The sequence below is a fragment of the Mesorhizobium sp. B2-3-13 genome (assembly GCF_006442195.1).
Lineage (GTDB): Bacteria > Pseudomonadota > Alphaproteobacteria > Rhizobiales > Rhizobiaceae > Mesorhizobium > Mesorhizobium salmacidum.
The window spans coordinates 455,821-478,575 of the sequence record NZ_VFVQ01000001.1; the positions used below are offsets into that span (position 1 = coordinate 455,821).

The window sequence follows — 22,755 nt, forward strand, 5'->3', positions numbered from 1 at the left end:
AGGCATCAGGGGTAAAGACATGGACCAGCGCGTAAAACCCGCTCCGCATGAAATCCGGCGGGCACGGACCGAGAATCCGAAAACGCGCGAGCGTGACCTTGCCGCCCAGCTCGGCATTTCGGAGGCCGAGCTGGTCGCCGCGCATTGCGGCGACGGCGCCGTCCGCATCGAACCGCGCGTCAATGACCTCCTGACCGGTCTCGAGGCCGTTGGCGAGGTCATGGCGCTGACCCGCAACGAAAGTGCGGTGCACGAGAAGATCGGGGTCTATGACAAGGCCGTCACCGGCAACCACAATGCCATGGTGCTTGGCGAGAACATCGACCTGCGCATCTTCCCGAAAGTCTGGGCGCATGGCTTCGCCGTGGAGAAGCGGGACGGCGACGACATTCGCCGCAGCCTGCAGTTCTTCGATGCGGCCGGCGAGGCGGTGCACAAGGTGCATCTGCGCCCGGCCTCCAGCCTCTATGCCTACCAGAAGCTGGTCGCCTCACTGGAATCGTCGAACCAGGAGCCGACAACCGCCGTTTCACGGCCCGTTCTCGATGTGGAAAGCGAGGCAGGGACCGCAAGCCTGGACGATCTGCGTGACCGCTGGAGCCAGCTGACGGACGTGCACCAGTTCTTCGGCATGCTGAAGACGTTGAAGCTCAGCCGCCGCCAGGCGGTGCGCATGATCGGCCAGGACTATGCCTGGCTGCTCGACAATGACGCGGTCCGGGCCATGTTCCATCACGCCGCCGAAGGCGAGATGCCGATCATGTGCTTCGTGGGCAACCGCGGCTGCATCCAGATCCATTCCGGCCCGGTCAAGTCGATCAAGACGATGGGACCGTGGATCAATGTGCTGGACGAGACCTTTCATCTGCACCTGCGAATCGACCACATCCATGAGGTCTGGGCGGTGCGCAAGCCGACCAAGGACGGCCATGTCACCTCGCTCGAGGTCTATGCCGCCAATGGTGACATGATTATCCAGTTCTTCGGTAAGCGCCATGAAGGCGAGGGCGAACGCGACGACTGGCGTTTCCTGGCCGAGCACCTGCCGCGCATTCCAAGCCCGACGGCAGCCTGAGGAAAGTGTAATGCGTTCTGTTTCGAGACCATCCGTCCTGCGCGGATCGATCATCGGTTCCGCGATCGGCCTTTCCCTGGCTTTCGCGGCAATGCAACCAGCCGGCGCCACCGAAGGCGTTTCGGTCTTCGCCGACCCTTCGAAGATCGCCGCCATTGGCGGTTCCATCACCGAAATCGTCTATGCGCTTGGCGAGGAAAAGCGTCTCGTAGCGCGCGATTCCAGCAGCCTCTATCCGAAAGCGGCACTCGAATTGCCCGATGTCGGCTACATGCGCCAGCTGTCGCCGGAAGGCGTCTTGTCGGTCAATCCGACAGCCATACTGGCATTGCAGGGCAGCGGCCCCAAGGAAGCCGTCGACGTGCTGAAGAAGACGAGCATTCCCTTCATCGAAGTGCCCGAGCAGTACAACCACGAAGGCATCCTCCAGAAGGTCCGCATTGTCGGCAAGGCGCTCGGGGTCGAGGCCAAGGCGGAGGTGCTGGCCAAGGCGCTCGATGCCAAACTCACGGCCGCTAAAAAGCAGACAGAATCGATCAAGGAGCGCAAGCGCGTCCTGTTCGTGCTCTCGGTGCAGGGCGGCAAGATCATGGCGGCCGGCAGCGACACCGCGGCCAACGGCATGGTCAAGCTGGCGGGCGGGGTCAATGCGGTGGAAGGCTTTTCCGGTTACAAGCAGATGTCCGACGAAGCGATCGTCACCGCCAGGCCGGACGTGATCCTGATGATGAGCAATGCCGGGCCGCCGGTGTCGGGCGACGAAGTGTTCGGCAATCCATCCATAGCCTCGACGCCGGCCGGCACCGCGCGCAAGCTGATCCGCATCGATGGCGCCTATCTGCTCGGCTTCGGGCCACGCACGGCCGACGCCATCCACGACCTCGCCGTGTCGCTTTATGGCGCACAGGTCACGGACTGAGCATCATGGCCGACCAGTCGATCGCCGGTCCAATGAAGGCGATGGGTGCATCCGAAGGCGATCGTTCCGGTCGCGCCCGTGCCGTCGTCCTCTTGCTGTTCTTGGGCCTGGCGATCGCCGTCTTGCTTTCGCTCACATCCGGGGCGTCGGATGCATCCGCCGTGAACGTCATCAGGGATTGGCTCTTTGGCACCGTCCCTGGCGATGCGGCCCTCAACGCGCGTGACAGTCTGATCGTCTACGAAATCCGCCTGCCGCGCGTCATCCTCGGCATGCTGGTGGGCGCGGCGCTCGCGGTTTCCGGCGCCGTCATGCAAGGGCTGTTCCGCAATCCGCTCGCCGATCCCGGCCTGATCGGGGTTTCAGCCGGCTCCAGCCTTGGCGCGGTGGCCGTCATCGTGCTCGGCGGGACCGTGCTGGTACCGGCGACCGCCTTGCTCGGAACGCTCGCGCTGCCGCTTGCGGCGTTTTTCGGCGGCCTCGCCACCACACTGGTGCTTTATGAGGTCGCCACGCGACGCGGGCAAACCTCGGTCGCCACCATGCTGCTCGCCGGCATAGCCCTGGCGGCACTTGCCATGGCGCTGACCGGAATCCTCATATTCATGGCCGACGATCGCCAGTTGCGCGACCTGACTTTCTGGTCACTGGGATCGCTCGGCGGTGCGACATGGGCCAAGATCGCTTCCGTCGGGCCCATTATCGTCCTGGCACTGGCGGCGATGCCGTTCCTGGGCCGCGGCCTTAACGCGCTGGCGCTGGGCGAAGCGACCGCCGGCCATCTCGGCATTCCGGTGCAGCGGCTGAAATACACCGCCATCATTGGTGTCTCGGCGGCGGTCGGGGCGTCCGTCGCCGTCAGCGGCGGCATCGGTTTCGTCGGCATCGTGGTGCCGCATCTGTTGCGCCTGCTGATCGGCCCGGACAATCGTTACCTGCTGCCGGCCTCGGCGCTGCTCGGCGCCTCGCTATTGCTGCTCGCCGATGCCGTCGCCCGCACCATCGTGGCGCCGGCCGAATTGCCGATCGGTATCGTCACCGCCGTCGCTGGCGCGCCGCTCTTCCTGTGGATCCTGTTGCGCAAGCGCGGCGTGATCGACCTGTGAGTTGGGACCCTGTTGGAGTGTTTCATGATCGAGGCGCGCGATGTTTCTGTGGCGATCGGCAAGAAGCGTATTGTCGTTGATGTCGATTTCGAAGTCGGGCCGGGTGAAATCTCGGCCATCGTCGGTCCCAACGGCTCGGGCAAGACGACCTTTCTCAAGGCGATGTCGGGGGATCTCGCCCATACCGGACGGATCGTCATCAACGGTCGCGAGCTGTCGACGATGAAGCCGGTCGAGGCTGCGACGGTGCGAGCGGTGTTGCCTCAGGCAACGACCTTGTCCTTTCCCTTCACGGTGCGCGAGATCGTCAGGCTTGGCCTGGTCGGTGGCTGCGCGGGGGTGCTGCCTGGCGAGAACGAACGCCTGCCGGAGCGGGCGCTGGCGCGGGTCGATCTCGATGGCTTTTCCGGGCGTTTCTACCAGGAACTTTCGGGTGGTGAGCAGCAGCGCGTCCAGCTTGCGCGCGTGCTGTGCCAGGTCTGGGCGCCAGTGCTCGACGGCAGGCCGCGCTATCTCTTCCTCGACGAACCGGTTTCCAGCCTCGACATCAAGCATCAGCTGATCATCATGAACATAGCCCGCGATTTCGCCAGAAGAGGCGGGGGCGTGGTCGCGATCCTGCACGACCTCAATCTGACGGCCATGTATGCCGACCGCATCTTCGTGATGCATCGCGGCCGGCTGGCCGCGACCGGCTCGCCGCGGGAGGTGCTAAGCGATGAGCTGATCGAAAAGGTGTTCGATTGCCGGCTCAAGGTCGGCGTGCTGCCGGCTAGCGACATGCCGTTCGTGCTCCCGCAATCGTCGGTCAGCTGATATTCAGCCGACCTCGCACGACGCGACAGGGATCAAGCTGCCGGCGCGCGGCGCTCCATCAACAGATCGATGCCGAGCAGGTTGCGCACATTCGGCCGCGCCGCCACCAGGTCGGCGATCGTGTAGCGGGCAAGCACGGCGAAGAAGGCGTTGAGCGCCTCGCGCAGCGCCGAATTCAACGCGCAGCTGTCGACGAGCGGGCATTCGGCCGCGTCGTTCTCGAAGCACTCCGCCATGGCAAAGCTTTCCTCGGTCACGCGCACAACGTCGAACAGGCTTATCGCTTCGGCGGCACGGCCGAGCCGTACCCCTCCGTTCCGGCCGCGGACAGTCTCGACCAGGCCGTTCTCGACCAAAGGCTGCAGGATCTTGAACAGGAACAGTTCCGACACCGAATAGGCGGCCGCTATCTCCGGGATGCGGCTCAACCGTTCATTGTTGGCGGCACAATACATCAGGATGCGCATGGCGTAGTTGGTTTGGCGGGTAAGCCGCATTTCATCCTCACAAAGCGCTGGCACGGTGCAACCATGCCAGAGTGTAGACTTGCTGGCGCGGCTTCATCCGGATTTCGGAGTCTCCACACTGGCCTCGACGGAATATGGCCTATACCTTGGAATAATTCCAGACTAGCTTCGAGTTATAGCTGAACATTCTCGTCAACTTTATGTGCCTGACCAGGTGAAACCCGGGGGTAATCGCTGTCACGGGCATTCTGGCGGTCGAAACACTAAATAGGCTGAGATCGACGAGGAGCGGCCCATCCATGGCTCAATCGGACCAGTCCCTGGCGCCAGTGCGGTTCGATGCCGACGCGGGCGCCAAACTTTCCGCGCTGCGGCGGACAAAGTTCGTCGCCACGGCGGCACTGGCGCTCTGCGTGCTGGTCTTTGCCCTGGCCAAGTCCTTCCAGAGCAGCTATCCGTGGCTCGGCTTCGTCGCCGCCTTCGCCGAGGCGGCAACCATCGGCGGCCTTGCCGACTGGTACGCGGTGGTGGCGCTGTTCAAACGGCCGCTTGGGCTGCCCATTCCCCACACCGCCATCATCCCGGAAAACCAGGATCGTATCGCCGACAATCTCGGCCGTTTCATCGAGGTCAATTTCCTGGCGCCGGAGCCGGTGCGTGAAAAACTCGCCGAGGTCGATTTTTCGGCACTCGTCGCCGACTGGCTGGCCGATGCCGAGCGCGCCGCCGACCTGTCGCGCTTCGTCGTGCGGCTTGTGCCGCAGACGCTTGCCGCCGTCGAACAATCCGGCCTGCGCGGTTTCGTCACCAGCCGCATGCTCGAACAGATCGAAAAGGTGCCGCTGGCGCCGCTGGCCGCCGAACTCTTGTCGGCGCTCACCGACGATCGCCGCCACCAAAAGCTGTTCGACGAGTTCATCAAGGTCATCGGCCGGTTTCTCAACGACGAACAGGCGCTGGCGACGATGCGCGACAAGATCCGTGAGGAATTGCCGTCGCTGTTCAACCTGTTCCGCGCCGACGCCTATCTCCTGAAGAAGATCGTCGCCTCGGCGGGCTCCCTGCTGGACGAGGTGCGTGCCGATCCCGACCACCCGATGCGCGCCGAATTCGACCGTTTCGCGCTAGGCTTCGTCGAGCGGCTGCGCACGTCCAAGCAATATGCCAAGCGAGCGGAGAAAATGAAGCGCGATTTCCTCGCCAGACCCGAAGTCAGGGCGCTGGCCGGCGACATGTGGGAGAGCCTCAGCCTGTTCATCGAGCAGGATGCCAAGGCGCCGAATTCGCTGATCCGGGAGCATCTCGCCAACATGTTCGTCGAGGTCGGCCGCCATCTTGCCGGCGATGCGCAGATCCGGGCCGACATGAACGGAGGATTCGTGGTGGCGCTGGCCTCTTTCGTCGAGAGCCAGAAGAGCGGCGTATCGAAATTCATCGCCGACCAAGTCAAGCGCTGGGATCTCGCGCAACTGACGCGCCTGATCGAGATGAACATCGGCAGGGACCTGCAATATATCCGCTTCAACGGCATGGTCATCGGCGGGCTGGCCGGCATCGTGCTCTATACGATAGAGTTGCTGCTCCCGGTCAATTGATCCGTTTCGACCGCCAGGCGTGCGTTCGAAATGGACACACGGCGTTCGAGTGCTATTCTCCAGTCGAGGGCGTCCGCACCCGCGGCAACAGGGGAGAAGACAATCATGGCCAGGCAACCGGAATCCGATTCCTTCATGGAGATGTTCGGCAGATTCGGCCGTGACCTCAAGGTGCCCAACGTCGATGTCGAGGCGATTCTTGCGCACCATCGCAAGAATCTGGAAGCGCTGGAGAAGGCGGCACGGACCAGTGCGGCCGGGGCATCCTCGCTGCTGTCGAGGCAGCGCGAAATGCTGCAGGACACGCTGCGGGAAGTCGCCGACATGGCGCAGAGCTACCGCGCACCGGGCAATCCGCAGGAGCTCATGGCCAAGCAGACGGAGTTTGCCAGAAAGTCCTTCGAGGCGGCGCTCAAGAACACCGGTGAAGTGGCTGAACTGGCAAGGAAATCAGGCACCGAATCGATCGATATCCTGCGCGCGCGCATCAAGGAAGCGATGGAGGAGGTCCGCGCCGGTTACGGGCAGAAGTAGGTTCTCATCGGCTGTCGTTCCGTCCTCGGCCAAGCACGCCGGTTCGCGATTCCGCAACCTTGCGCATAGTTGTATTAGCGCCACAGCATAAGCTCCCGGCAGCCTGGAAGGTTGGAAAATCCGAATTCGGCCTGCCATCGCCTGGCAATGCATGGCACGAGTGAGCTCGACTCCGCCGGAACGGATTTGCGCAGGATGAATTGACAGAGGCCGCCGGTTCGTGGTCCGGAAGCTTTGGAAGCGATCGGGAAAGCAGGAATGACGGAAGTACGGCCTAAAACGCCGCCTAGCTACGAGCAGCTGAGAACGATGTCCGGACAGGAGCTCGGCGTCTCGGAATGGACCACGGTCGACCAGAACCGTATCAACCAGTTCGCCGACTGTACCGGCGACCATCAATGGATCCACGTCGATCCTGAACGGGCGCGGCGGCAAAGCCCGTTCCGCACCACGATCGCGCATGGCTATCTGACGTTGTCGATCATCGGCGCGTTGGCCCTCGACATGGGGATCGTTCCCGAGAATACGCAGGCCGCCTTCAATTACGGTTTCGACAAGGTGCGTTTCCTGGCGCCGGTCAAGGTCGGCGCACGCATTCGCCTGCGCACGACGCTGCTTTCCATGGAAGACAGAGGCCCGGGCCAGTATCTGATGAAGGCAGCCAATACGGTCGAGATCGAAGGGGAGGAAAAGCCGGCGCTGATGGCTGAAACGCTGGTCATGCTCTATGAGCGCCGCAGACGGGCAGGGGCCTGAACGGCGGTCCTTTGGGACGCCCTACGCCGGCCAAACAGGTCACGCAATCCCGGGCCGGGTACGGCCGGCAAAGCGTAGTGAGATTAGCGCCAGCAACAGCGCAACCAGCGCTAAGGCCGCTGCCGTCTGAAAGGTGACCTGCATGCCCCGGGCGGCCGAAGCGGAACTCAGGACGTCCTGACCTGTTCCTTGCCGCGTACCGGCCGATGCAATCGCGAATATGGCGCCCATCAGCGATGCGCCGGTGATGAGGCCGAGATTGCGCGACAGGTTGAGCAGACCGGAAACGACGCCACGTTCGTTTGCGCTTCCACCGCTCATGACATTCGCGTTGTTGGAGGTCTGGAACAGGGCGTGGCCGAAGCATGTGACGGTGATTGGAACGACATAGCTGGCAATGCCGAACTTGGTCAGGGCAAGCGACAGGAGGAACGTCCCCGTGGCGAGGCAGGCCAGGCCGGCGACCATCATCGCGTGGGCGCCGAGGCGATCGGTCAGGCGGCCGGCCAACAGCGCCGACAGGGTCGAGACAAGCGGCCCGGTCGAAAGCGCCATTCCGACCATCGCGGCATCCAATCCGAGCCCGCGCGACAGATAGAACGGAGCAACCACGAGGGTTGCCATCATCACCGTCGCGACGATGAGACTCATGGCAAGGCCGGCGCTCAGCCGTGGGTCGCGGAAGCGGGCGAGTTGGACAAGGGGCACCTTCGCCTTCGCCTGCGCAATGGCGAACACGATAACGCCGATACCGGCCACGACCAGCAGGCCCAAATTGGGCATGCCGAAATTGCCTCTGCCAAGCGTCAATGCCAGGGCATAGGCGCCCAAGGTAAGGGCCAGCAGGGCGGTGCCCGTGACGTCAAACGTGCCTCGAGCGACCTCCATTGTCCCGCTGCGCGCCGGCAGGGCACGCCAGGCGAGAGCGAAGGTCAGAAGGCCCAGCGGGACATTGACCAGAAAGATAGCCCGCCAGCCAGGGCCAGCGATCAAAAAGCCACCAAGCGAAGGCCCGAGCGTCGTGCCGATCGCGGACATGGCGCCGAGCAGGCCCATGGCGCTGCCGGTTCGCTCCTTGCTCACGGTTTCCGCGACGAAGGCCAACGTCAGCGCCATCATCAGCGCGGCGCCAAGCCCCTGCATGGCGCGTGCCGCGATCAGCAGCCAGAGCGTCGGTGCCAGGCCGCAGAGCGCCGATGCCAGCGTGAACAGCGCGATGCCGCCGAGCAGCAACGGCCGGCGCCCGAACATGTCGGCCAGCCGCCCGGCGCCGACGATCAGTGTCGTGATGGCGAGCAGATAGGCGAGAACCACCCATTGCACGGACTGGAACGATGCATCGAAAGCCTGCATGAGCGAGGGCAGCCCGACGCTGGCGATGCTGGTTCCCAAGGACGATAGCAGCGTGGCGAGCGACAGGCTCGTCAGCGCCAGGCCGGTGGACCGGGCCTGTTGCGGCGCCGATATCAGTTTCCGATTTTGCTCAGCGAGTGCCAAGGCGATCTCCTTCTGTCTGCTCCCGAAGCGGAGCTGTCGGAGATCTAGTCTTGTGGCTGATATGGCGGAAGGTGCAGCATTTGCATCTTATCCGTGCGTCAAACGCCATATCATGCTAGGATAGACCGATGACATCACCCGATCTCAATCTGCTGTTTGCCCTCGATGTCCTGCTGGCCGAGGGCAGTGTGGCGCGCGCGGCGCGCCGTCTGCGCCTCAGCCCCTCGGCGATCAGCCGAACGCTGGCGCGGCTGCGCGAGGCAACGGGCGATCCTCTGCTGGTGCGCGCCGGGCGCGGTCTGGTGGCGACGCCGCGTGCGGAGGAATTGCGGTCACAAGTCGGCCGTGTCGTCCAGGACGCGGAAGTGCTCCTGCGCCCTGCCGAGTTGCTTGACCCCCGGAGTCTGGACCGGATCTTCACATTGCGCACCAACGAAAGCTTCGTCGAGGAGTTCGCGCCCCGTCTCGTCGCCCGCATCGAGGCCGATGCGCCAGGGGTGCGGCTGCGTTTTGCGCCGAAGTCCGATAAGGATGCGATGTCGCTGCGCGAAGCGGCGATTGACCTAGAAATTGGCGTTGCCGGCGAGACCGGACCCGAAGTGCGCATCCAGGCGCTGTTTCGCGACCGTTTCATCGGCGCTGTTCGCTCAGGCCATCCCCTGAGCGAGGGCAAGGTGACGCCCGAGCACTATGCGGCCGGCCGGCACATTAGTGTTTCGCGGCGCGGCCGCGAGAAGGGGCCGATCGACGAAGCGCTGAATGGGTTTGGCTTGCGGCGGACGGTGGTGTGCATGGTCTCGGGCTTTTCGGCGGCACTTGCCATGGCCCGAGCCTCGGACCTGATCGCCAGCGTGCCGGAGCGACATACGACAGGAGCGCGCGCCGGCATGCACAGTTTTCCCCTGCCGGTCGCCACCTTGGACGTTACCATCTCCATGCTCTGGCATCCGCGCCTCGATGCCGATCCGGCACAACGCTGGTTGCGTGAGTGCGTGCGCGCGGTTTGTTCGAAGCACTGACGATTTCGTGCCAAATCAGCGAGCCATCGCCGTTTCGAGCGCCTTGAAAATCCGCTCGTCCGCGCACTGGGCGACGTTGAAGCGTAGGAAGCGACTGGCGGACTGCGACAGGCTGAACGCATTGCCGGGTGCCAGCACGATGTTGTCGGCCAGGGCGCGGCGGGCGATTTCGGCGGCGTCCACCCCGTCCGGCAGGCCGCACCACAGGAACAGGCCGGCCGGCTGCTCGATCCAGGGCATGATGCCGATCGCTTTCAGCCGGGCGCTGGTTTCAACCATGGCGCGCGCAAGCTTGGCGCGCAGCAGATCCATATGTTTGCGGTAGCTGCCGTCCTTCAGCAGCGTCAGCACAAGTTCGGCCGCCAGCCGTCCGCCGCCGAAAGTCGTGGCGATCTTGAGGTCGGCTAGGCGCTCGATCCAATCTCGGGGCGCGGCGATGAAGCCGCAGCGGACCGACGCCGACAGCGTCTTGGAGAAACTGCCGATCTGGACGACGCGACTGAGGCCATCGAACGCCGCCAGCCTTGGGGCAGGGGTGTGCTCGAAATCGGCGAAGATGTCGTCCTCGACGATGGTCAGGTCCGACTGATCGGCAAGCTTGAGCAAACGGTGCGCGGTGACCGGAGACAAGATCGCGCCGGTCGGATTGTGGATGGCGGAGTTGGTGATGTAGAGGCGCGGCCGGTGTTCGGCCAGCGCCTGGGCGAACAGTTCTATGTCCGGTCCCGACGGTGTATAGGGAATGCTGACGACCTTGGCGCGGTGGGCACGCAGCAAAGCGTGGAAATTGAAATAGCAGGGGTCGTCGACCAGCACCGTGTCGCCGGGCTCGATCAGGAACCGGCAGAGCAGGTCGATGGCCTGGGTTCCCGATTCCGTCAGCATGATCTGTTCGGGGGAAACTTCGATGCCGTGCCCGGCCATGCGCCGCGCCAGCAATTGCCGCAGCGGCGGCAGCCCGAGCGGCGTGCCGTAATCGGCAAGCGCGACATCGTCGGCTCGCGCGACCGTACGCAGTGCCCGGCGCAGCCCGGTCTGGGGCATCCATGATGCCGGCAGCCAGCCGCAGCCGGGTTTCAGGACCTCCTCGCCAGCCTCCAGCGACTGGCGCGAAACCCAGAGCGGATCGACGGCACGATCGAGCCGGGGGCCGATCTCGGCCAGGGACAGCGGCGCCAGCGAGCCGGCGGCATAAAAACCGGAACCCGGCCGGGAGCGGATCGCGCCTTCGGCGGCGAGCCGCTCATAGGCTTCGACGACGGTGGATTTGGACACCTGCATGGACTTCGCGAAGGCACGGATCGACGGCAATCGGGTTCCCGGTGTCAGGCTGCGCGCTGCGATCCGCTGTCGGATGGTCGCCATGACGCTTTCCACAAGGGTGGGCGCGCTGTCGGGTTCCAAAGTAAGGTCTGTCATCCGTACTGCTCAATCCTCCATTACAGTTTCATCGAATTGTACCCCATTGTCTCTGGCCGCACCATGGGCGTCCGCCCGATAGAGGGTGAAAGCAATGGAGCCTGCGATGGACAAGACGGCGAGCGGCTGGGTGAACGGATTTATCGGCGTGCTGATCTTCAGCGGTTCGTTGCCGGCGACGCGCGTGGCGGTGATGGATCTCGATCCGATATTCCTGACATCGGCCCGCGCGGTCATAGCCGGCCTGCTTGGTCTGGCGCTGCTACTTGCATTCCGCGAGGAACGCCCTGGGCGTCATGACTTGCTGTCGCTCGTCATTGTTGCTCTTGGCGTGGTGGTCGGCTTTCCCTTGCTGACGGCATTGGCGCTGAAGCATGTCACCTCGGCCCACTCCATCATCTTTGTCGGCCTGCTGCCGCTGGCGACTGCGATCTTCGGTGTGTTGCGCGGCGGTGAACGGCCCCGGCCGGCCTTCTGGCTGTTCTCATGCCTCGGCAGTGCGCTGGTGGCGGGTTTTGCACTTGCGCAAGGCGTGACGGCTTCGCCGATCGGCGATGGGCTGATGCTTGCGGCCATTATCGCTTGCGGCCTGGGCTACGCCGAGGGTGCCGCACTGTCGCGCAAGCTCGGCGGCTGGCAAGTGATCTGCTGGGCGCTGGTGCTGTCCCTGCCGATCATGCTGGTGCTGACGTTTGCGACCCTGCCGCCATCCTTCGCCAGCGTCGGCTCCAATGCCTGGATCGGTCTTGGCTATGTCTCGCTGTTCAGCATGCTGATCGGCTTCGTCTTCTGGTATCGCGGCCTGGCGCAAGGCGGTATTGCAGCGGTGGGGCAGTTGCAGCTTCTGCAGCCGTTTTTCGGGCTCGCATTGGCGGCGACGCTGCTGCACGAGCAGGTCAGCCCAATGATGATCGTCGTCACGCTGGGCGTGGTGACCTGCGTGTTCGGCGCGAAGAAATTCGCCAAGCGGGATTTGCCGCGGCGTGCGACTGCATAGTGATGATGCCGACCTGACTAGTTTTTCGTATAGTTAGGCCCAACCCGTGTCGGCAGGCCGTCGGCGAGTTTCAACCAAGGGAGTTTCTCCTCAAAAGCGACATGCAGCGTGGGTGCAAATTTTTCCGGCTCCTCCATCCCCGCTGCAAAAAAATGCATGACACCGGACATGTTCGTTGAGCGGAAGGACAGCGGCGAGCCACAGTGATCGCAAAATGTTCTTTCCACACCGGGTGAAGAGTCGAATACCTTCGGTGGCTTGCCCAACCATCGCCAGTGGCCGTCCAAGACGCCAATGTAGGTGGTCATCGGCGCGGAACATTGCCGCCGACAACTTTCACAATGACAGACCACGCATGCTTGCGCCGGCCCATCGACTTCAAAAGCAATAGCGCCGCATAAGCAATGACCACGCATGCAAACTCTCCTCAAGTCACTGACCCAATAAGTTGTACCGAGCGTAGGTGGAGAGTCGCCATGAGATGCGCCGAGCTGGCGCTCAAATGCGACATTATCGATGAAGTACCAGCGGCGCCTTCTTGTCGAGCATGGCCTAGCGGCCATCCGATTGTTGCTTCGCTTTCACCGCCTTTTGGCTCTGAACGAGTTTAAGCTCTAGGTACCCGACTGCGGCACCATCCTTTCGGCGACATACAGCATGTGCATTGAGCTCGGATCGGTCGGCAGCAGGTCAGGGTGAGCGAATTCCCCGCCCTCGATTTTCTTCATCCCCAACCGCTGCATGACGGCTTCGGACCGCGTGTTCGCCAATGCGGTGAATGCGTAGACGCACGGCGCATCCAGGCTGCCGAACGCATAGTCGAGGGCGGCGCGAGCGGCTTCGGTCGCATAACCCTTGCCCCACTGGTCGCGAGCAAGGCGCCAGCCCACCTCCAGGGCCGGGCCGAAAGGGAAACCGGTCCCGAGGCGGTGCAGGCCGACCGCGCCGAGCAACGCTCCGTCGCCGATACGCTCGGCGGCCCAGAAAATCGGCTCGCCGACTTCGGAAAGCCGCATCAGTTGTTCGACGATGTCGCTGGTCTCAGAGGCGGTCTTCATGCCGCCGAGGAACTGCATCACCTCCGGATCGGCGTGGATAACGCCCAATAGGGGCTTATCCGCCTCTCGCCAGGCCCTGAGCTTCAACCGGTCTGTCGCGATCATACACTCTCTCCAAGAGGATCGGGCTCACCCTCGCTGCCATAATAGCGTTCGGGCTGTGATTGAGTCTCGACCTTAGAACTTCGTCACCACGCCGATGCCGATGCCCTCGAAACCGCCCATCGCCATCAAGGCTGCTGGCGCCTCGTCGAGGCTGATCTTCTTGCCGACCAGCAGTTCGGGCTTGAGCTTGCCGTGGCGGATCATCTCCATCATCGCGGGGTAGCGATAGGCCTGCATACCGTGACTGCCGAGGATTTCGAGCTCGAAGGCGATCACCTTGTCCATCGGCACTTGCGGGCGGGCGTGCTCGCCCAGCATCAGGCCGACCTGTACGTGACGGCCGCGCCGGCGCAGGTTGGCGATTGAGTTGAAGGACGTCGTGGGGTGGCCGAGTGCGTCCATCGACATGTGGGCACCGCCATTGGTGATCTGCTTGACCGCCTTGACGACGTTCGGCGTCGTGGAGGCGTTGATGGTCGCCACGGCACCGATCTTTTTGGCGAAGTCCAGTTTCTCCTCGGTGAGATCGATGGCGATGACATTGGCGCCCATCGAACTGGCGATCATGATCGCCGACAGGCCGACGCCGCCGCAGCCATGCACCGCCACCCATTCGCCCGGCGTCACCCGGCCCTGGTCGACGATGGCGCGGAACGACGTGACGAAGCGGCAGCCGAGGCTGGCGGCGGTGGCGAATTCCATTTCGTCGGGCAGCCGCACGAGATTGGTGTCGGCATATTCGATGGCGACATATTCGGCGAATGAGCCCCAGGCGTTGAAGCCCGGCTGCGACTGATGTTCGCAAACCTGGTGATTGCCTGATGTGCATTCGAAGCAGCGGCCGCAACCGACGGCGAACGGCACGGTGACGCGTTCGCCCGCCTTCCAGCGGGTGACGTGCTTGCCGGCGGCGACGACGATTCCCGCCAGTTCGTGGCCCGGTACATGCGGCAGGCGAATATCGGCATCATGGCCCATCCAGCCGTGCCAGTCGCTGCGGCATAGCCCGGTAGCCTCGACCTTGATGACAACGCCATCGGCAGCCGGCTTCGGATCGGGCACGGTCTGGATCGTCGGCGCTTCGCCGAATTTTTCGAAGACGACGGCTTTCATCGGTCACTCCACCCTTGAGACTGCACGGGGAAACGATAGCCGATTCCTTGACCGTTCAAGCGGAAATCGATTCCGCGATGCCAACGGAGGAGGCGAATGGCGGTTCGTCATCTTCCTCCAGCACGTAGAGGCAGCCATACGCCTCGATATCGGTCAGCGCCTTTGCCTCGTCGGCATCGGTGGCTTCTCTATTCGGCATCGATCTGGTTCTGTGGCGCGGCTTTCTGGAAGGCGGCTAGCGCCATGCAGGCGGCGTTGATGCGCGCGATTGTCGGGTAGGGCGTCATATCGACGCCAAAGCGGGCGTTGCTGGTGACTTGCGCGGCAAGGCAGATGTCGGCCAGCCCCGGCGTGTCGCCGTGACAGAATGCGCCGGTTTCGGGCGAAGCCGTCAGCAATTGCTCGAGCGGCGCAAAACCCTCATTGACCCAATGCCGGAACCAGTTGGCGACATCCTGGTCGCCGACGCCGAACAGCGTGCGCAGCGAGGTCAGCACGCGCAGATTGTTCACCGGGTGGATGTCGCAGGCGATGATCTGCGCCAGCATTCTCACCCGTGCCCGGCTGGGCGGGTCTTTCGGCAATAGCGGGGGTTCAGGTATGGTCTCGTCGAGAAATTCGATGATCGCCAGCGATTGCGTCAGGAGCATGCCGTCGCTCCAGATCAGCGCCGGCACCAGCCCCTGCGGATTGACCGCGAGATAGGATGGTTCCAGATGCTCGCCATGGCGCAGATGATGCGGGACATAATTGTAGCTCAGCCCCTTCATCTCCAGGGCGATCCGCACCCGGTGCGAGGTGGAGGAGCGGAAGTAGTTGTGCAGGACAATCTTGCTCATGACTTCGGCTGGCCGATGGTCACTTCGATCGTGCCGATGCCGTCGACGCCGCCTGATATCGTTTCACCCGGCTTGACCGCGCCGACACCGGCCGGCGTCCCGGTGAAGATCAGGTCCCCGGCCTGCAATTCCACGCCTTCGCTGCAGATCGAGACGATATCGGCGATCGGCCAAATCAGCTCGGCGAGGTCCGCATCTTGTTTCACCGCGCCGTCGATGGCGAGCCAGATACGGCCCTTCGCCGGGTGCCCGGATTTCCGCGCGGCAACCAGCGGGCCGCAAGGCGCGGAACGGTCGAACGCCTTCGACCAGTCCCAGGGCCGCGCCGCCTTCTTGGCGGCATCCTGCAGATCGCGGCGGGTGAGGTCGATGCCGACGCCATAGCCCCAGACATGGTCCAGCGCCTTGTCGCGGGAAATGCGAAAGCCCGATGTACCGATCGCCACCACCAGCTCGATCTCGAAGTGGAGATTTTCGGTCAGCGGTGGATAGGGGATATGAGTGCCGGAATCGACCACCGCGTCGGCCGGCTTGGTGAAGAAGAAAGGCGGATCGCGCTCGTCATTGCCGAATTCGCGCGCATGCGCCGCATAATTGCGGCCGACGCAGAAGATGCGCCGCACGGCAAAGCGTTCGCCGGAACCCGCAATGGCGACAGAAGGCGTTGGCGGGACGGGAAGGACAAAGGCGGTCATGGCGATCTCTGCGTATGATGGCGATACATTCGGCCGATTTCGGGGGTCGGGCAAGGCGTCGCTTTTCATAAGCATGGGCTTTGCCGCGGCTGGATGAGGAATTCAGGCTTCCGATCATTTTTGCAGCGATGAATCCCGTCAACAGGCGATAGACTATTTGCCAATAATCCGGCCATGGTCAGGAGACTATGGTGTGCCCGGTAAACCGGAACGAGCCCTATGACCCCTCCCACCGATCGTGCCCGGTTTCTTATCATCGACGACCATCCGCTGTTTCGCGAGGCGCTGCACAGCGCCGTCCAGATGGCTTATCCCGAGGTCGACACGGTCGAAGCGCGATCGATCACCGAGGCGCTGGATCTGCTGGCCGATGCAAAGCCTTTCGACCTGGCGCTCCTCGACCTCAGCATGCCCGACGTGCACGGCTTCGACGGGCTGCTGCAGCTCAGGACCCGCTATCCGCGCCTGCCGGTGGTGATAGTGTCGGGCTATGAGGAGCCGAGGATCATCTCCGAGGCCTTGTCCTATGGCGCTGCCGGCTTCATTCCGAAATCAGCGCGCAAGAGCGATCTGGCCGCGGCAATCCGTTCGGTGATGGACGGCACGATCTATGTGCCGGAAACCTATGAGGGCGTGCCGCCGGGCGCCGACAGTCCCGATCGCGCCGACATGCTCCAGCGCCTCTCCAAGCTGACGCCGCAGCAATTGCGCGTGCTGCAGATGCTGCGCCAGGGCCTGCTCAACAAGCAGATCGCCTACGAGCTGCAGGTCGGCGAGACCACGGTGAAGGCGCATGTCTCCGAGATCCTGCGCAAGCTCAACGTCTACAGCCGCACGCAAGCGGTGATCGAGGTGTCGAAGCTGGACAGTGCCGAGCTGTTTCGCGATCAGGCCGGTTTTTGAGCCATTAGTCCTCCGCTGGGGACTCTAGGCCAGCAAATGCGCCAGCAGCGCGCGCAGTTGCGCCGGCTTCAACGGCTTGCGCATCAGTTCGATGCCGCCGGCACGCGCTGCCTTGGCCACGGCTTCGGAACTGTCGGCGGTGACGATCAGCGCCGGCACGGCGCGGCCGAGATAGTCGCGGACTTCCGATATGGTGGCGGTGCCGAGGTCGCCGCCGTCGAGATGCTGGTCGGCGATGACGATGTCGGGCACCCAATCGGTATCGCCGAGCAGGTCCAGCGCATCGTCGGTCGAGGTCGCGGCCCGCACCAGGCACTGCCAGCGCTCAAGCAGGAAGGTCATGGCCTCCAGCACCTCGGCATCGTTCTCGACCAGCAGCACCTTGGTGCCGAACAGGCCGTAGCCGCGCGGTCGTTCCAGGCTGGCGGCGCTGGCGATGGCATCGGCCGGCGCGCCGAGGCCGACGGGGACATCGATGTGGAAAATGGTGCCACGGCCAACCTTGGATGAAAACGTCACGGGGTGGCCGAGCGCGCCGGCCATGCGGCGCACGATGGCGAGCCCGAGCCCAAGCCCGCCGCCATCGAGTTCGGCGTTGGCCGGCGAGGTGCCGCGATGGAACTCCTCGAACACCGCTTCGCGCTGGTCCTCGGGAATGCCGCAGCCCGTGTCGGCGACATCGATGCGGATGGTGTCGCCGCGATGGCGTGTGCCGACGAGCACGCCACCCGAACGGGTATAGCCCAGCGCGTTGGAGAGGATGTTCTGCAGGATGCGGCGCAGCAAGGTCCTGTCCGAGCGGACCACCGCATTGACCGGCCGGAATTTCAGCGACAGCGCCTTCAACTCCGCCACCGGCTGGAAATCCGAGCGCAGCGACGAGAACAACGCCTCCAGGCTGACATCGCCGATGTCGGGCTGGACCACGCCGGCGTCAAGCTTGGAAATGTCGAGCAAGGTGCGCAGCAGGTCTTCCATCGTCTCCAGCGAGCGCTCGACCTGCCGAACCAGTTTTTTTCCCTCTTCGCTGGTCTGCACCTCGGCGAGCGCCGAGACGGAGAGGTGGGCGGCGTTCAGCGGCTGCAGCACGTCGTGGCTGGCGGCGGCGAGGAACCTTGTCTTGGACAGGTTCGCCAGCTCGGCACTCTCCTTGGCGGCGCTGAGGTCGATGTTCGACTGTTCCAGCCTGCGCAAGGTCGAATGCAGTTCCTCGGTGCGCGTGCGCACCCGGTTTTCCAGCGAGATCGCGGTCTGGAACAACGAAAAGGCATTGCCTTGCTGGTCCATCGAGCGCTCGACGCGGCTGACCAGGGCGGCGTTGATCTTCTTCAGCCTGTCGAGATCGTTTATGTCCCTGAGCGGCATTTTGTTGAGCCTATTCAGCCGATTGCCGGTCACCGAAGGCGATGCCGGTGAAAGTCTGGTTCAGGTGCATCGACCGATATTGCTCGCCATAGGTGCCGAAGCCGATGACATTGTTGACCCTGTAGAGCTCCGAAATGTCGCGAAAGACCTGCCGGTTGCGCGCATCCAGCCGGCGCAGCACGCAGTCGAAGCCAAGAATCATATCGATACCGCCCAGCCTTTCCTCGACCTCGCGCAATGCCGCTCGTGTCGCTTCCACCATGTCCTTGGGCTGGGCGATCGACAGCACGACACCGTCGTCGATGGCGCAGAAGAACGACAGCGAGCCATCCGCGTGCATCTTCTGGATCGAGCGGCAGTAATATTCTCCGCCCACCTTCACCACCACAGGATGCGAGGCGAAGCTCAGCGGGGTCAGGGTCTGCGGGAGGATGCCGACGGAAGCGGCATATTCCTCCGCCGCATTGGCGGCGTTGAACTCCCGCACGATGCGATGATCCGGATCGGACGCGGTCACCACCAGCTTTTCGTCGGTGGGAACGAAGTTGTCGGTCTTGAAGACGTGGAACGGAATTTCCGTGGCGATCAGCACGATGATGGCGCTGTCCGAAGTGACGGCGCCGTTCGAGATCAGACGCGTCGTCTCGAATTTCAAATCGTCACCGGCCGAGCCGCCGAGCAGCGGTATGTCGTCAAGACCCCAGTGGATGGCCGAACTCACCGCTTCCTCGGCATAGGACAGCCCGTCGATGAAGCAGAGCGCGAAGGTGTTCCTGGTCTGCTCGCCGCCGGGCCGGGCGCGCAGCGTGCGCCGCAGGGCCTCGACCTCTTCGGTGATCCTGTCCATGCCCGACGTCGACAAATTGTCGACCATGGTGCTGACCGCCGTGAAGGACGCCGAGGGCAGCAGCATCGCCAGCATATGGCCTTCCTCGAGCCCCTGCGGCGTGATCTCGCCGGCGGTGGAACAGCCGGCATGGTGGAGCCCCGGCGCGCACGTCGCGAGCGCCTGCGAGAGGGTCCTTGCCTCGACGAGGCTTTGGGAAAAGAACACGAGGGCAAAGCCGGCATCAATGGCAGCGGCCTCGGCGGCTACCGCGCGTGCGAAGACGTCCGGGTCGGGCTCGTCCGTGGTCAGCGCCGACAACCCGCATGCGTAGCGCGTCAGTGAACTGGTCAGCGGCGTTCTCCCGCATTTCCTCCGACGCCTTCTTGTGCGCGGCTTTTCGAGTGCTTCTGGCGCGCGAGCGACGAAGGCATTCTTGCCGCCAGGAGGCGTTTTGGCAATGGGGCCGGAAAAATGCACTTTGGTCCCTTGGCCATGGCCGAAAGTACAATAATCCGACTTTTCCCTCGTGTTGTTTTTTGTGCGTTGTGCGGTGTACGACTAACGCATGGCCGAAGTGCCAGCGGCGCGTCGGCAACCTGATGACCAAGGTTGACACCCAGGGAGGGGCTATGTCGGACGTTTCGTTGATGGTGAACGGCAAGCGGATCGGCGGTGCCGTCGAGGATCGAACGCTGCTCGTCCATTTCCTGCGGGAGAATCTCGGCTTGACCGGCACCCATGTCGGTTGCGACACCTCGCAGTGCGGAGCCTGCGTCGTGCATGTCGACGGCAAGGCGGTCAAGTCCTGCACCATGCTCGCGGTCCAGGCGTCCGGATCGACCGTGGTTACGATCGAAGGCCTCGCCGACGGCGCCGACCTGCATCCAGTGCAGGCGGCCTTCAAGGAACATCATGGTCTGCAATGCGGCTTCTGCACGCCAGGCATGATCATGGCCGCAATCGACATGATCAACCGTCATCCCGAAGGCCTCGACGAGGCCACGGTTCGTGCAGAACTCGAAGGCAATATCTGCCGCTGCACCGGCTACCACAACATCGTGAAGGCGATCCTCGCCGCATCGAAGACGATGTCGAAGGGGTCCAAGGACAAGGCGAAACAGGCGGCGTGAGAGAAGAGCGAGTAGTGAGTAGTCAGTAGTCGGTCTGAACCGGCGGCTATACTTACTGCTCACTGCTTCCTATTCACTTTTCGGGAGGAATCTCTGCATGGGCATCGAAGGTGTTGGCGCTCGGGTCGCGCGCAAGGAAGACAAAAGGTTCATCACCGGCGCCGGCCGCTATGTCGACGACATGGTGGTGCCCGGCATGAAGCATGCAGCCTTCGTGCGCAGCCCGCACGCGCATGCGCAGATCAAGAAGATCGACGTGAAAACGGCTCAAGGCATGCCGGGCGTCATTGGCGTGCTGACCGGCAAGGAGCTCAAGGCCGATGGTATCGGCAATCTCATCTGCGGCTGGATGATCCATTCCAAGGACGGTTCGCCCATGAAGATGGGCGCATGGTCGCCGCTGGCCGTCGACAAGGTCCGTTATGTCGGCGATGCGGTCGTGGTGGTGGTGGCCGAAACCAAGGGCCAGGCACGCGATGCGGCCGAGGCGGTCGACATCACCTACAAGGAACTGAAGGCCGTCGTCGACGCGACCAAGGCGCTCGAAAAGGGCGCGCCGCAAGTCCATGCCGAGGCCGAGAACAACCTGATCTTCGACTGGGAGATCGGCGATGCTAAGGCGACCGATACCGCCATCAAGGCGGCGGCGCATGTCACCCGCATGAAGATCGTCAATAACCGGCTGGTGCCGAACGCGATGGAGCCGCGCGCGGCTCTTGGCCATTACGACAAGGCCGAGGATCATTACACCTGCTGGACGACATCGCAGAACCCGCATGTCGCGCGGCTGGTGATGAGCGCCTTCTACAACGTCGCACCCGAAAACAAGCTGCGCGTGATCGCGCCGGATGTCGGCGGCGGCTTCGGCTCCAAGATCTATATCTACCCGGAAGAGATCGTCTGCCTGTGGGCCTCGAAGAAGACCGGCGTGCCGGTCAAATGGGTCGCCGATCGCACCGAAAGCTTCCTCACCGACGCGCATGGCCGCGACCACGTCTCGACCGTGGAAATGGCTTTCGACAAGAACAACAGGATCACCGGGCTGAAGGTGGACACCATCGCCAATCTCGGCGCCTACATGTCGCTGTTCTCGTCCTGTGTGCCGACCTATCTCTACGCGACACTGCTGTCAGGGCAGTACGACATCCCGGCCATTCACGCCAATGTACGCACCGTCTACACCAACACGGCACCTGTCGATGCCTATCGCGGGGCAGGGCGGCCAGAAGCCACCTATCTTCTGGAGCGCACCATGGAAGCCGCTGCACGCGAGCTCGGCGTGTCTCCGCCCGAGCTGCGGCGCCTGAACTTCATCACGACCTTCCCGCACCAGACACCGGTGATCATGAACTATGACGCCGGCGATTATGCGACCTCGCTCGACGCGGCCATGAAGACCGCCGATTATGCAGGCTTTGCCAGGCGCAAGGCGGACGCGGCCAAAAAGGGCAAGCTGCGCGGCATCGGCATGAGCTGTTACATCGAGGCTTGTGGCATCGCCCCGTCGGCTGCGGTCGGCTCGCTTGGCGCCGGCGTCGGCCTGTGGGAATCGGCTGAGGTAAGGGTCAATGCCGTCGGTACTATCGAGGTGCTGACGGGCTCGCACAGCCATGGCCAGGGGCACGAAACGACCTTCGCGCAACTGGTCAACCAGCGTTTTGGGGTGCCGATCGATTCGGTGTCGATCGTCCACGGCGACACCGACAAGGTGCAGATGGGCATGGGCACTTACGGGTCGCGCTCGGGCGCGGTCGGCATGTCGGCGATTGCCAAGGCGCTCGACAAGGTCGAGGCCAAGGCCAAAAAGATCGCCGCGCACCTGCTCGAAGCCGACGAGGGCGACATCGTCATCGAGAATGGCGAAGTCAAGGTCGCCGGTACCGACAAGAGCCTGCCGTGGTTCCAGGTGGCTTTGGCCGCCTATACCGCGCACAATTTGCCGGCCGGCATGGAACCAGGACTGAAGGAAACGGCGTTCTACGATCCGGCGAACTTCACCTTCCCGGCGGGCTGCTACATCTGCGAGGTTGAGATCGATCCGGAAACCGGAACGACCGAGATCGTCCAGTTCGTGGCGGCGGACGATTTCGGCAACATCATCAATCCGATGATCGTCGAAGGGCAGGTGCATGGCGGCATCGCCCAGGGCGTTGGCCAGGCGCTGCTGGAAGGCGCTCACTATGACACCAGCGGGCAATTGCTGACGGCGAGCTACATGGACTACACCATGCCGCGTGCCGGCGACCTGCCGTCGTTCAAGGTCTCGACATCGAACACGCCATGTCCGAGCAATCCGCTCGGCATCAAGGGCTGCGGCGAGGCCGGCGCCATCGGTTCGCCGCCGGCGGTGATCAATGCCATCACCGACGCCATCGGCATCGCCGATATCGCCATGCCGGCCACACCGTCGACCGTGTGGGCCGCGATCCGCGCCGCGAATGAGTGAGTAGGGAGTAGTGAGTAGCGAAAAAGGGCACCGTATCCAGCTCCGGCGGCAGCCAGTCCCTACCTACTACTG

General features: G+C 63.4%; 23 protein-coding genes. 12 read left to right on the forward strand and 11 right to left on the reverse strand.

From position 1 onward, the window contains the following. The first annotated feature begins 19 nt into the window (after nucleotides 1-19). The 4 genes from FJ941_RS02155 to FJ941_RS02170 are packed head-to-tail and all read left to right on the forward strand — an operon-like array spanning nucleotide 20 to nucleotide 3,916. Nucleotides 20-1,075 carry a hemin-degrading factor gene (locus tag FJ941_RS02155; RefSeq protein WP_140502700.1) on the forward strand — a complete coding sequence of 352 codons (1,056 nt, stop codon included), beginning with the start codon at nucleotides 20-22 and terminating at the stop codon, nucleotides 1,073-1,075. A gap of 10 nt (nucleotides 1,076-1,085) precedes the next feature. Beyond that, a complete protein-coding gene (locus tag FJ941_RS02160; RefSeq protein WP_140502702.1) occupies nucleotides 1,086-1,994 on the forward strand; it encodes a hemin ABC transporter substrate-binding protein in 909 nt (302 codons plus the stop codon). A gap of 5 nt (nucleotides 1,995-1,999) precedes the next feature. After that, complete coding sequence (locus FJ941_RS02165; protein ID WP_140502703.1) at nucleotides 2,000-3,100, forward strand: iron ABC transporter permease; 1,101 nt, start codon at nucleotides 2,000-2,002, stop codon at nucleotides 3,098-3,100. Between the two features lie 24 nt (nucleotides 3,101-3,124). Then, a complete protein-coding gene (locus FJ941_RS02170; protein WP_140502704.1) occupies nucleotides 3,125-3,916 on the forward strand; it encodes a heme ABC transporter ATP-binding protein in 792 nt (263 codons plus the stop codon). A 32-nt stretch (nucleotides 3,917-3,948) separates the two neighbouring features. On the opposite strand, the gene rirA is transcribed toward FJ941_RS02170, so the two are convergent. Continuing rightward, on the reverse strand, nucleotides 3,949-4,413 hold the full coding sequence (gene rirA, locus FJ941_RS02175; RefSeq protein WP_027144053.1) for an iron-responsive transcriptional regulator RirA: 465 nt from the start codon (nucleotides 4,411-4,413) through the stop codon (nucleotides 3,949-3,951). A 269-nt stretch (nucleotides 4,414-4,682) separates the two neighbouring features. Here rirA and FJ941_RS02180 point away from each other — a divergent pair, with 269 nt between their 5' ends. The 3 genes from FJ941_RS02180 (at nucleotide 4,683) to FJ941_RS02190 (ending at nucleotide 7,268) form a co-directional block, all read left to right on the forward strand. Beyond that, nucleotides 4,683-5,978 (forward strand): DUF445 domain-containing protein, encoded by a 1,296-nt coding sequence (locus tag FJ941_RS02180; RefSeq protein ID WP_140502705.1) that lies wholly within the window; start codon nucleotides 4,683-4,685, stop codon nucleotides 5,976-5,978. 105 nt (nucleotides 5,979-6,083) lie between these two features. Continuing rightward, entirely contained in the window at nucleotides 6,084-6,512 is a 429-nt protein-coding gene (locus tag FJ941_RS02185; protein ID WP_140502707.1) for a phasin family protein, read from the forward strand. Between the two features lie 258 nt (nucleotides 6,513-6,770). Beyond that, nucleotides 6,771-7,268, forward strand: coding sequence for a MaoC family dehydratase (locus FJ941_RS02190; protein ID WP_140502708.1), 498 nt, complete (start codon nucleotides 6,771-6,773; stop codon nucleotides 7,266-7,268). Nucleotides 7,269-7,307: 39 nt separating this feature from the next. Here the strand turns inward: FJ941_RS02190 and FJ941_RS02195 are convergent, their stop codons facing one another. Beyond that, nucleotides 7,308-8,765, reverse strand: a complete 1,458-nt coding sequence (locus FJ941_RS02195; protein ID WP_140502709.1) for an MFS transporter — start codon at nucleotides 8,763-8,765, stop codon at nucleotides 7,308-7,310. Between the two features lie 128 nt (nucleotides 8,766-8,893). Here FJ941_RS02195 and FJ941_RS02200 point away from each other — a divergent pair, with 128 nt between their 5' ends. Continuing rightward, on the forward strand, nucleotides 8,894-9,784 hold the full coding sequence (locus FJ941_RS02200) for a LysR family transcriptional regulator (protein ID WP_140502710.1): 891 nt from the start codon (nucleotides 8,894-8,896) through the stop codon (nucleotides 9,782-9,784). Nucleotides 9,785-9,799: 15 nt separating this feature from the next. Here the strand turns inward: FJ941_RS02200 and FJ941_RS02205 are convergent, their stop codons facing one another. After that, the gene (locus tag FJ941_RS02205) at nucleotides 9,800-11,203 is read right to left on the reverse strand and encodes a PLP-dependent aminotransferase family protein (protein ID WP_140502712.1); all 1,404 of its coding nucleotides are present in this window, start codon (nucleotides 11,201-11,203) and stop codon (nucleotides 9,800-9,802) included. Between the two features lie 106 nt (nucleotides 11,204-11,309). Between FJ941_RS02205 and FJ941_RS02210 the strand changes: the two genes are divergently transcribed. Continuing rightward, entirely contained in the window at nucleotides 11,310-12,200 is an 891-nt protein-coding gene (locus FJ941_RS02210; RefSeq protein WP_140502713.1) for a DMT family transporter, read from the forward strand. A 17-nt stretch (nucleotides 12,201-12,217) separates the two neighbouring features. Here FJ941_RS02210 and FJ941_RS02215 read toward each other — a convergent pair whose 3' ends face one another. From FJ941_RS02215 to FJ941_RS02240, 6 genes are all read right to left on the reverse strand, one after another. Next, nucleotides 12,218-12,763, reverse strand: coding sequence for a GFA family protein (locus FJ941_RS02215; RefSeq protein WP_348640734.1), 546 nt, complete (start codon nucleotides 12,761-12,763; stop codon nucleotides 12,218-12,220). A gap of 51 nt (nucleotides 12,764-12,814) precedes the next feature. Then, nucleotides 12,815-13,363: a GNAT family N-acetyltransferase gene (locus FJ941_RS02220; protein WP_140502715.1), complete on the reverse strand. Its 549-nt coding sequence runs from the start codon at nucleotides 13,361-13,363 to the stop codon at nucleotides 12,815-12,817. Nucleotides 13,364-13,435: 72 nt separating this feature from the next. Further along, entirely contained in the window at nucleotides 13,436-14,476 is a 1,041-nt protein-coding gene (locus FJ941_RS02225) for a zinc-dependent alcohol dehydrogenase family protein (protein WP_140502716.1), read from the reverse strand. Nucleotides 14,477-14,531: 55 nt separating this feature from the next. Beyond that, complete coding sequence (locus FJ941_RS02230; protein WP_181166082.1) at nucleotides 14,532-14,675, reverse strand: hypothetical protein; 144 nt, start codon at nucleotides 14,673-14,675, stop codon at nucleotides 14,532-14,534. After that, nucleotides 14,665-15,315: a maleylacetoacetate isomerase gene (gene maiA, locus FJ941_RS02235; protein ID WP_140502718.1), complete on the reverse strand. Its 651-nt coding sequence runs from the start codon at nucleotides 15,313-15,315 to the stop codon at nucleotides 14,665-14,667. Before maiA ends, FJ941_RS02230 begins: the two co-directional genes overlap by 11 nt. After that, the gene (locus FJ941_RS02240) at nucleotides 15,312-16,010 is read right to left on the reverse strand and encodes a fumarylacetoacetate hydrolase family protein (RefSeq protein ID WP_027144041.1); all 699 of its coding nucleotides are present in this window, start codon (nucleotides 16,008-16,010) and stop codon (nucleotides 15,312-15,314) included. The genes maiA and FJ941_RS02240 overlap by 4 nt, the downstream gene beginning before the upstream one ends. Nucleotides 16,011-16,229: 219 nt before the next feature. Here FJ941_RS02240 and FJ941_RS02245 point away from each other — a divergent pair, with 219 nt between their 5' ends. Further along, complete coding sequence (locus FJ941_RS02245; RefSeq protein WP_140502719.1) at nucleotides 16,230-16,913, forward strand: response regulator transcription factor; 684 nt, start codon at nucleotides 16,230-16,232, stop codon at nucleotides 16,911-16,913. Between the two features lie 24 nt (nucleotides 16,914-16,937). On the opposite strand, the gene FJ941_RS02250 is transcribed toward FJ941_RS02245, so the two are convergent. Both FJ941_RS02250 and FJ941_RS02255 read right to left on the reverse strand, forming a co-directional pair. Beyond that, nucleotides 16,938-18,278, reverse strand: coding sequence for a hybrid sensor histidine kinase/response regulator (locus FJ941_RS02250; RefSeq protein WP_140502720.1), 1,341 nt, complete (start codon nucleotides 18,276-18,278; stop codon nucleotides 16,938-16,940). 10 nt (nucleotides 18,279-18,288) lie between these two features. Beyond that, nucleotides 18,289-19,425 carry an FIST signal transduction protein gene (locus FJ941_RS02255; protein WP_181169692.1) on the reverse strand — a complete coding sequence of 379 codons (1,137 nt, stop codon included), beginning with the start codon at nucleotides 19,423-19,425 and terminating at the stop codon, nucleotides 18,289-18,291. A gap of 311 nt (nucleotides 19,426-19,736) precedes the next feature. On the opposite strand from FJ941_RS02255, the gene FJ941_RS02260 reads away from it, so the two are divergent. Continuing rightward, nucleotides 19,737-20,237, forward strand: a complete 501-nt coding sequence (locus FJ941_RS02260) for a (2Fe-2S)-binding protein (protein ID WP_140502721.1) — start codon at nucleotides 19,737-19,739, stop codon at nucleotides 20,235-20,237. 97 nt (nucleotides 20,238-20,334) lie between these two features. Beyond that, nucleotides 20,335-22,683 carry a xanthine dehydrogenase family protein molybdopterin-binding subunit gene (locus FJ941_RS02265; protein ID WP_140502722.1) on the forward strand — a complete coding sequence of 783 codons (2,349 nt, stop codon included), beginning with the start codon at nucleotides 20,335-20,337 and terminating at the stop codon, nucleotides 22,681-22,683. The last annotated feature ends 72 nt before the right edge of the window (nucleotides 22,684-22,755 follow it).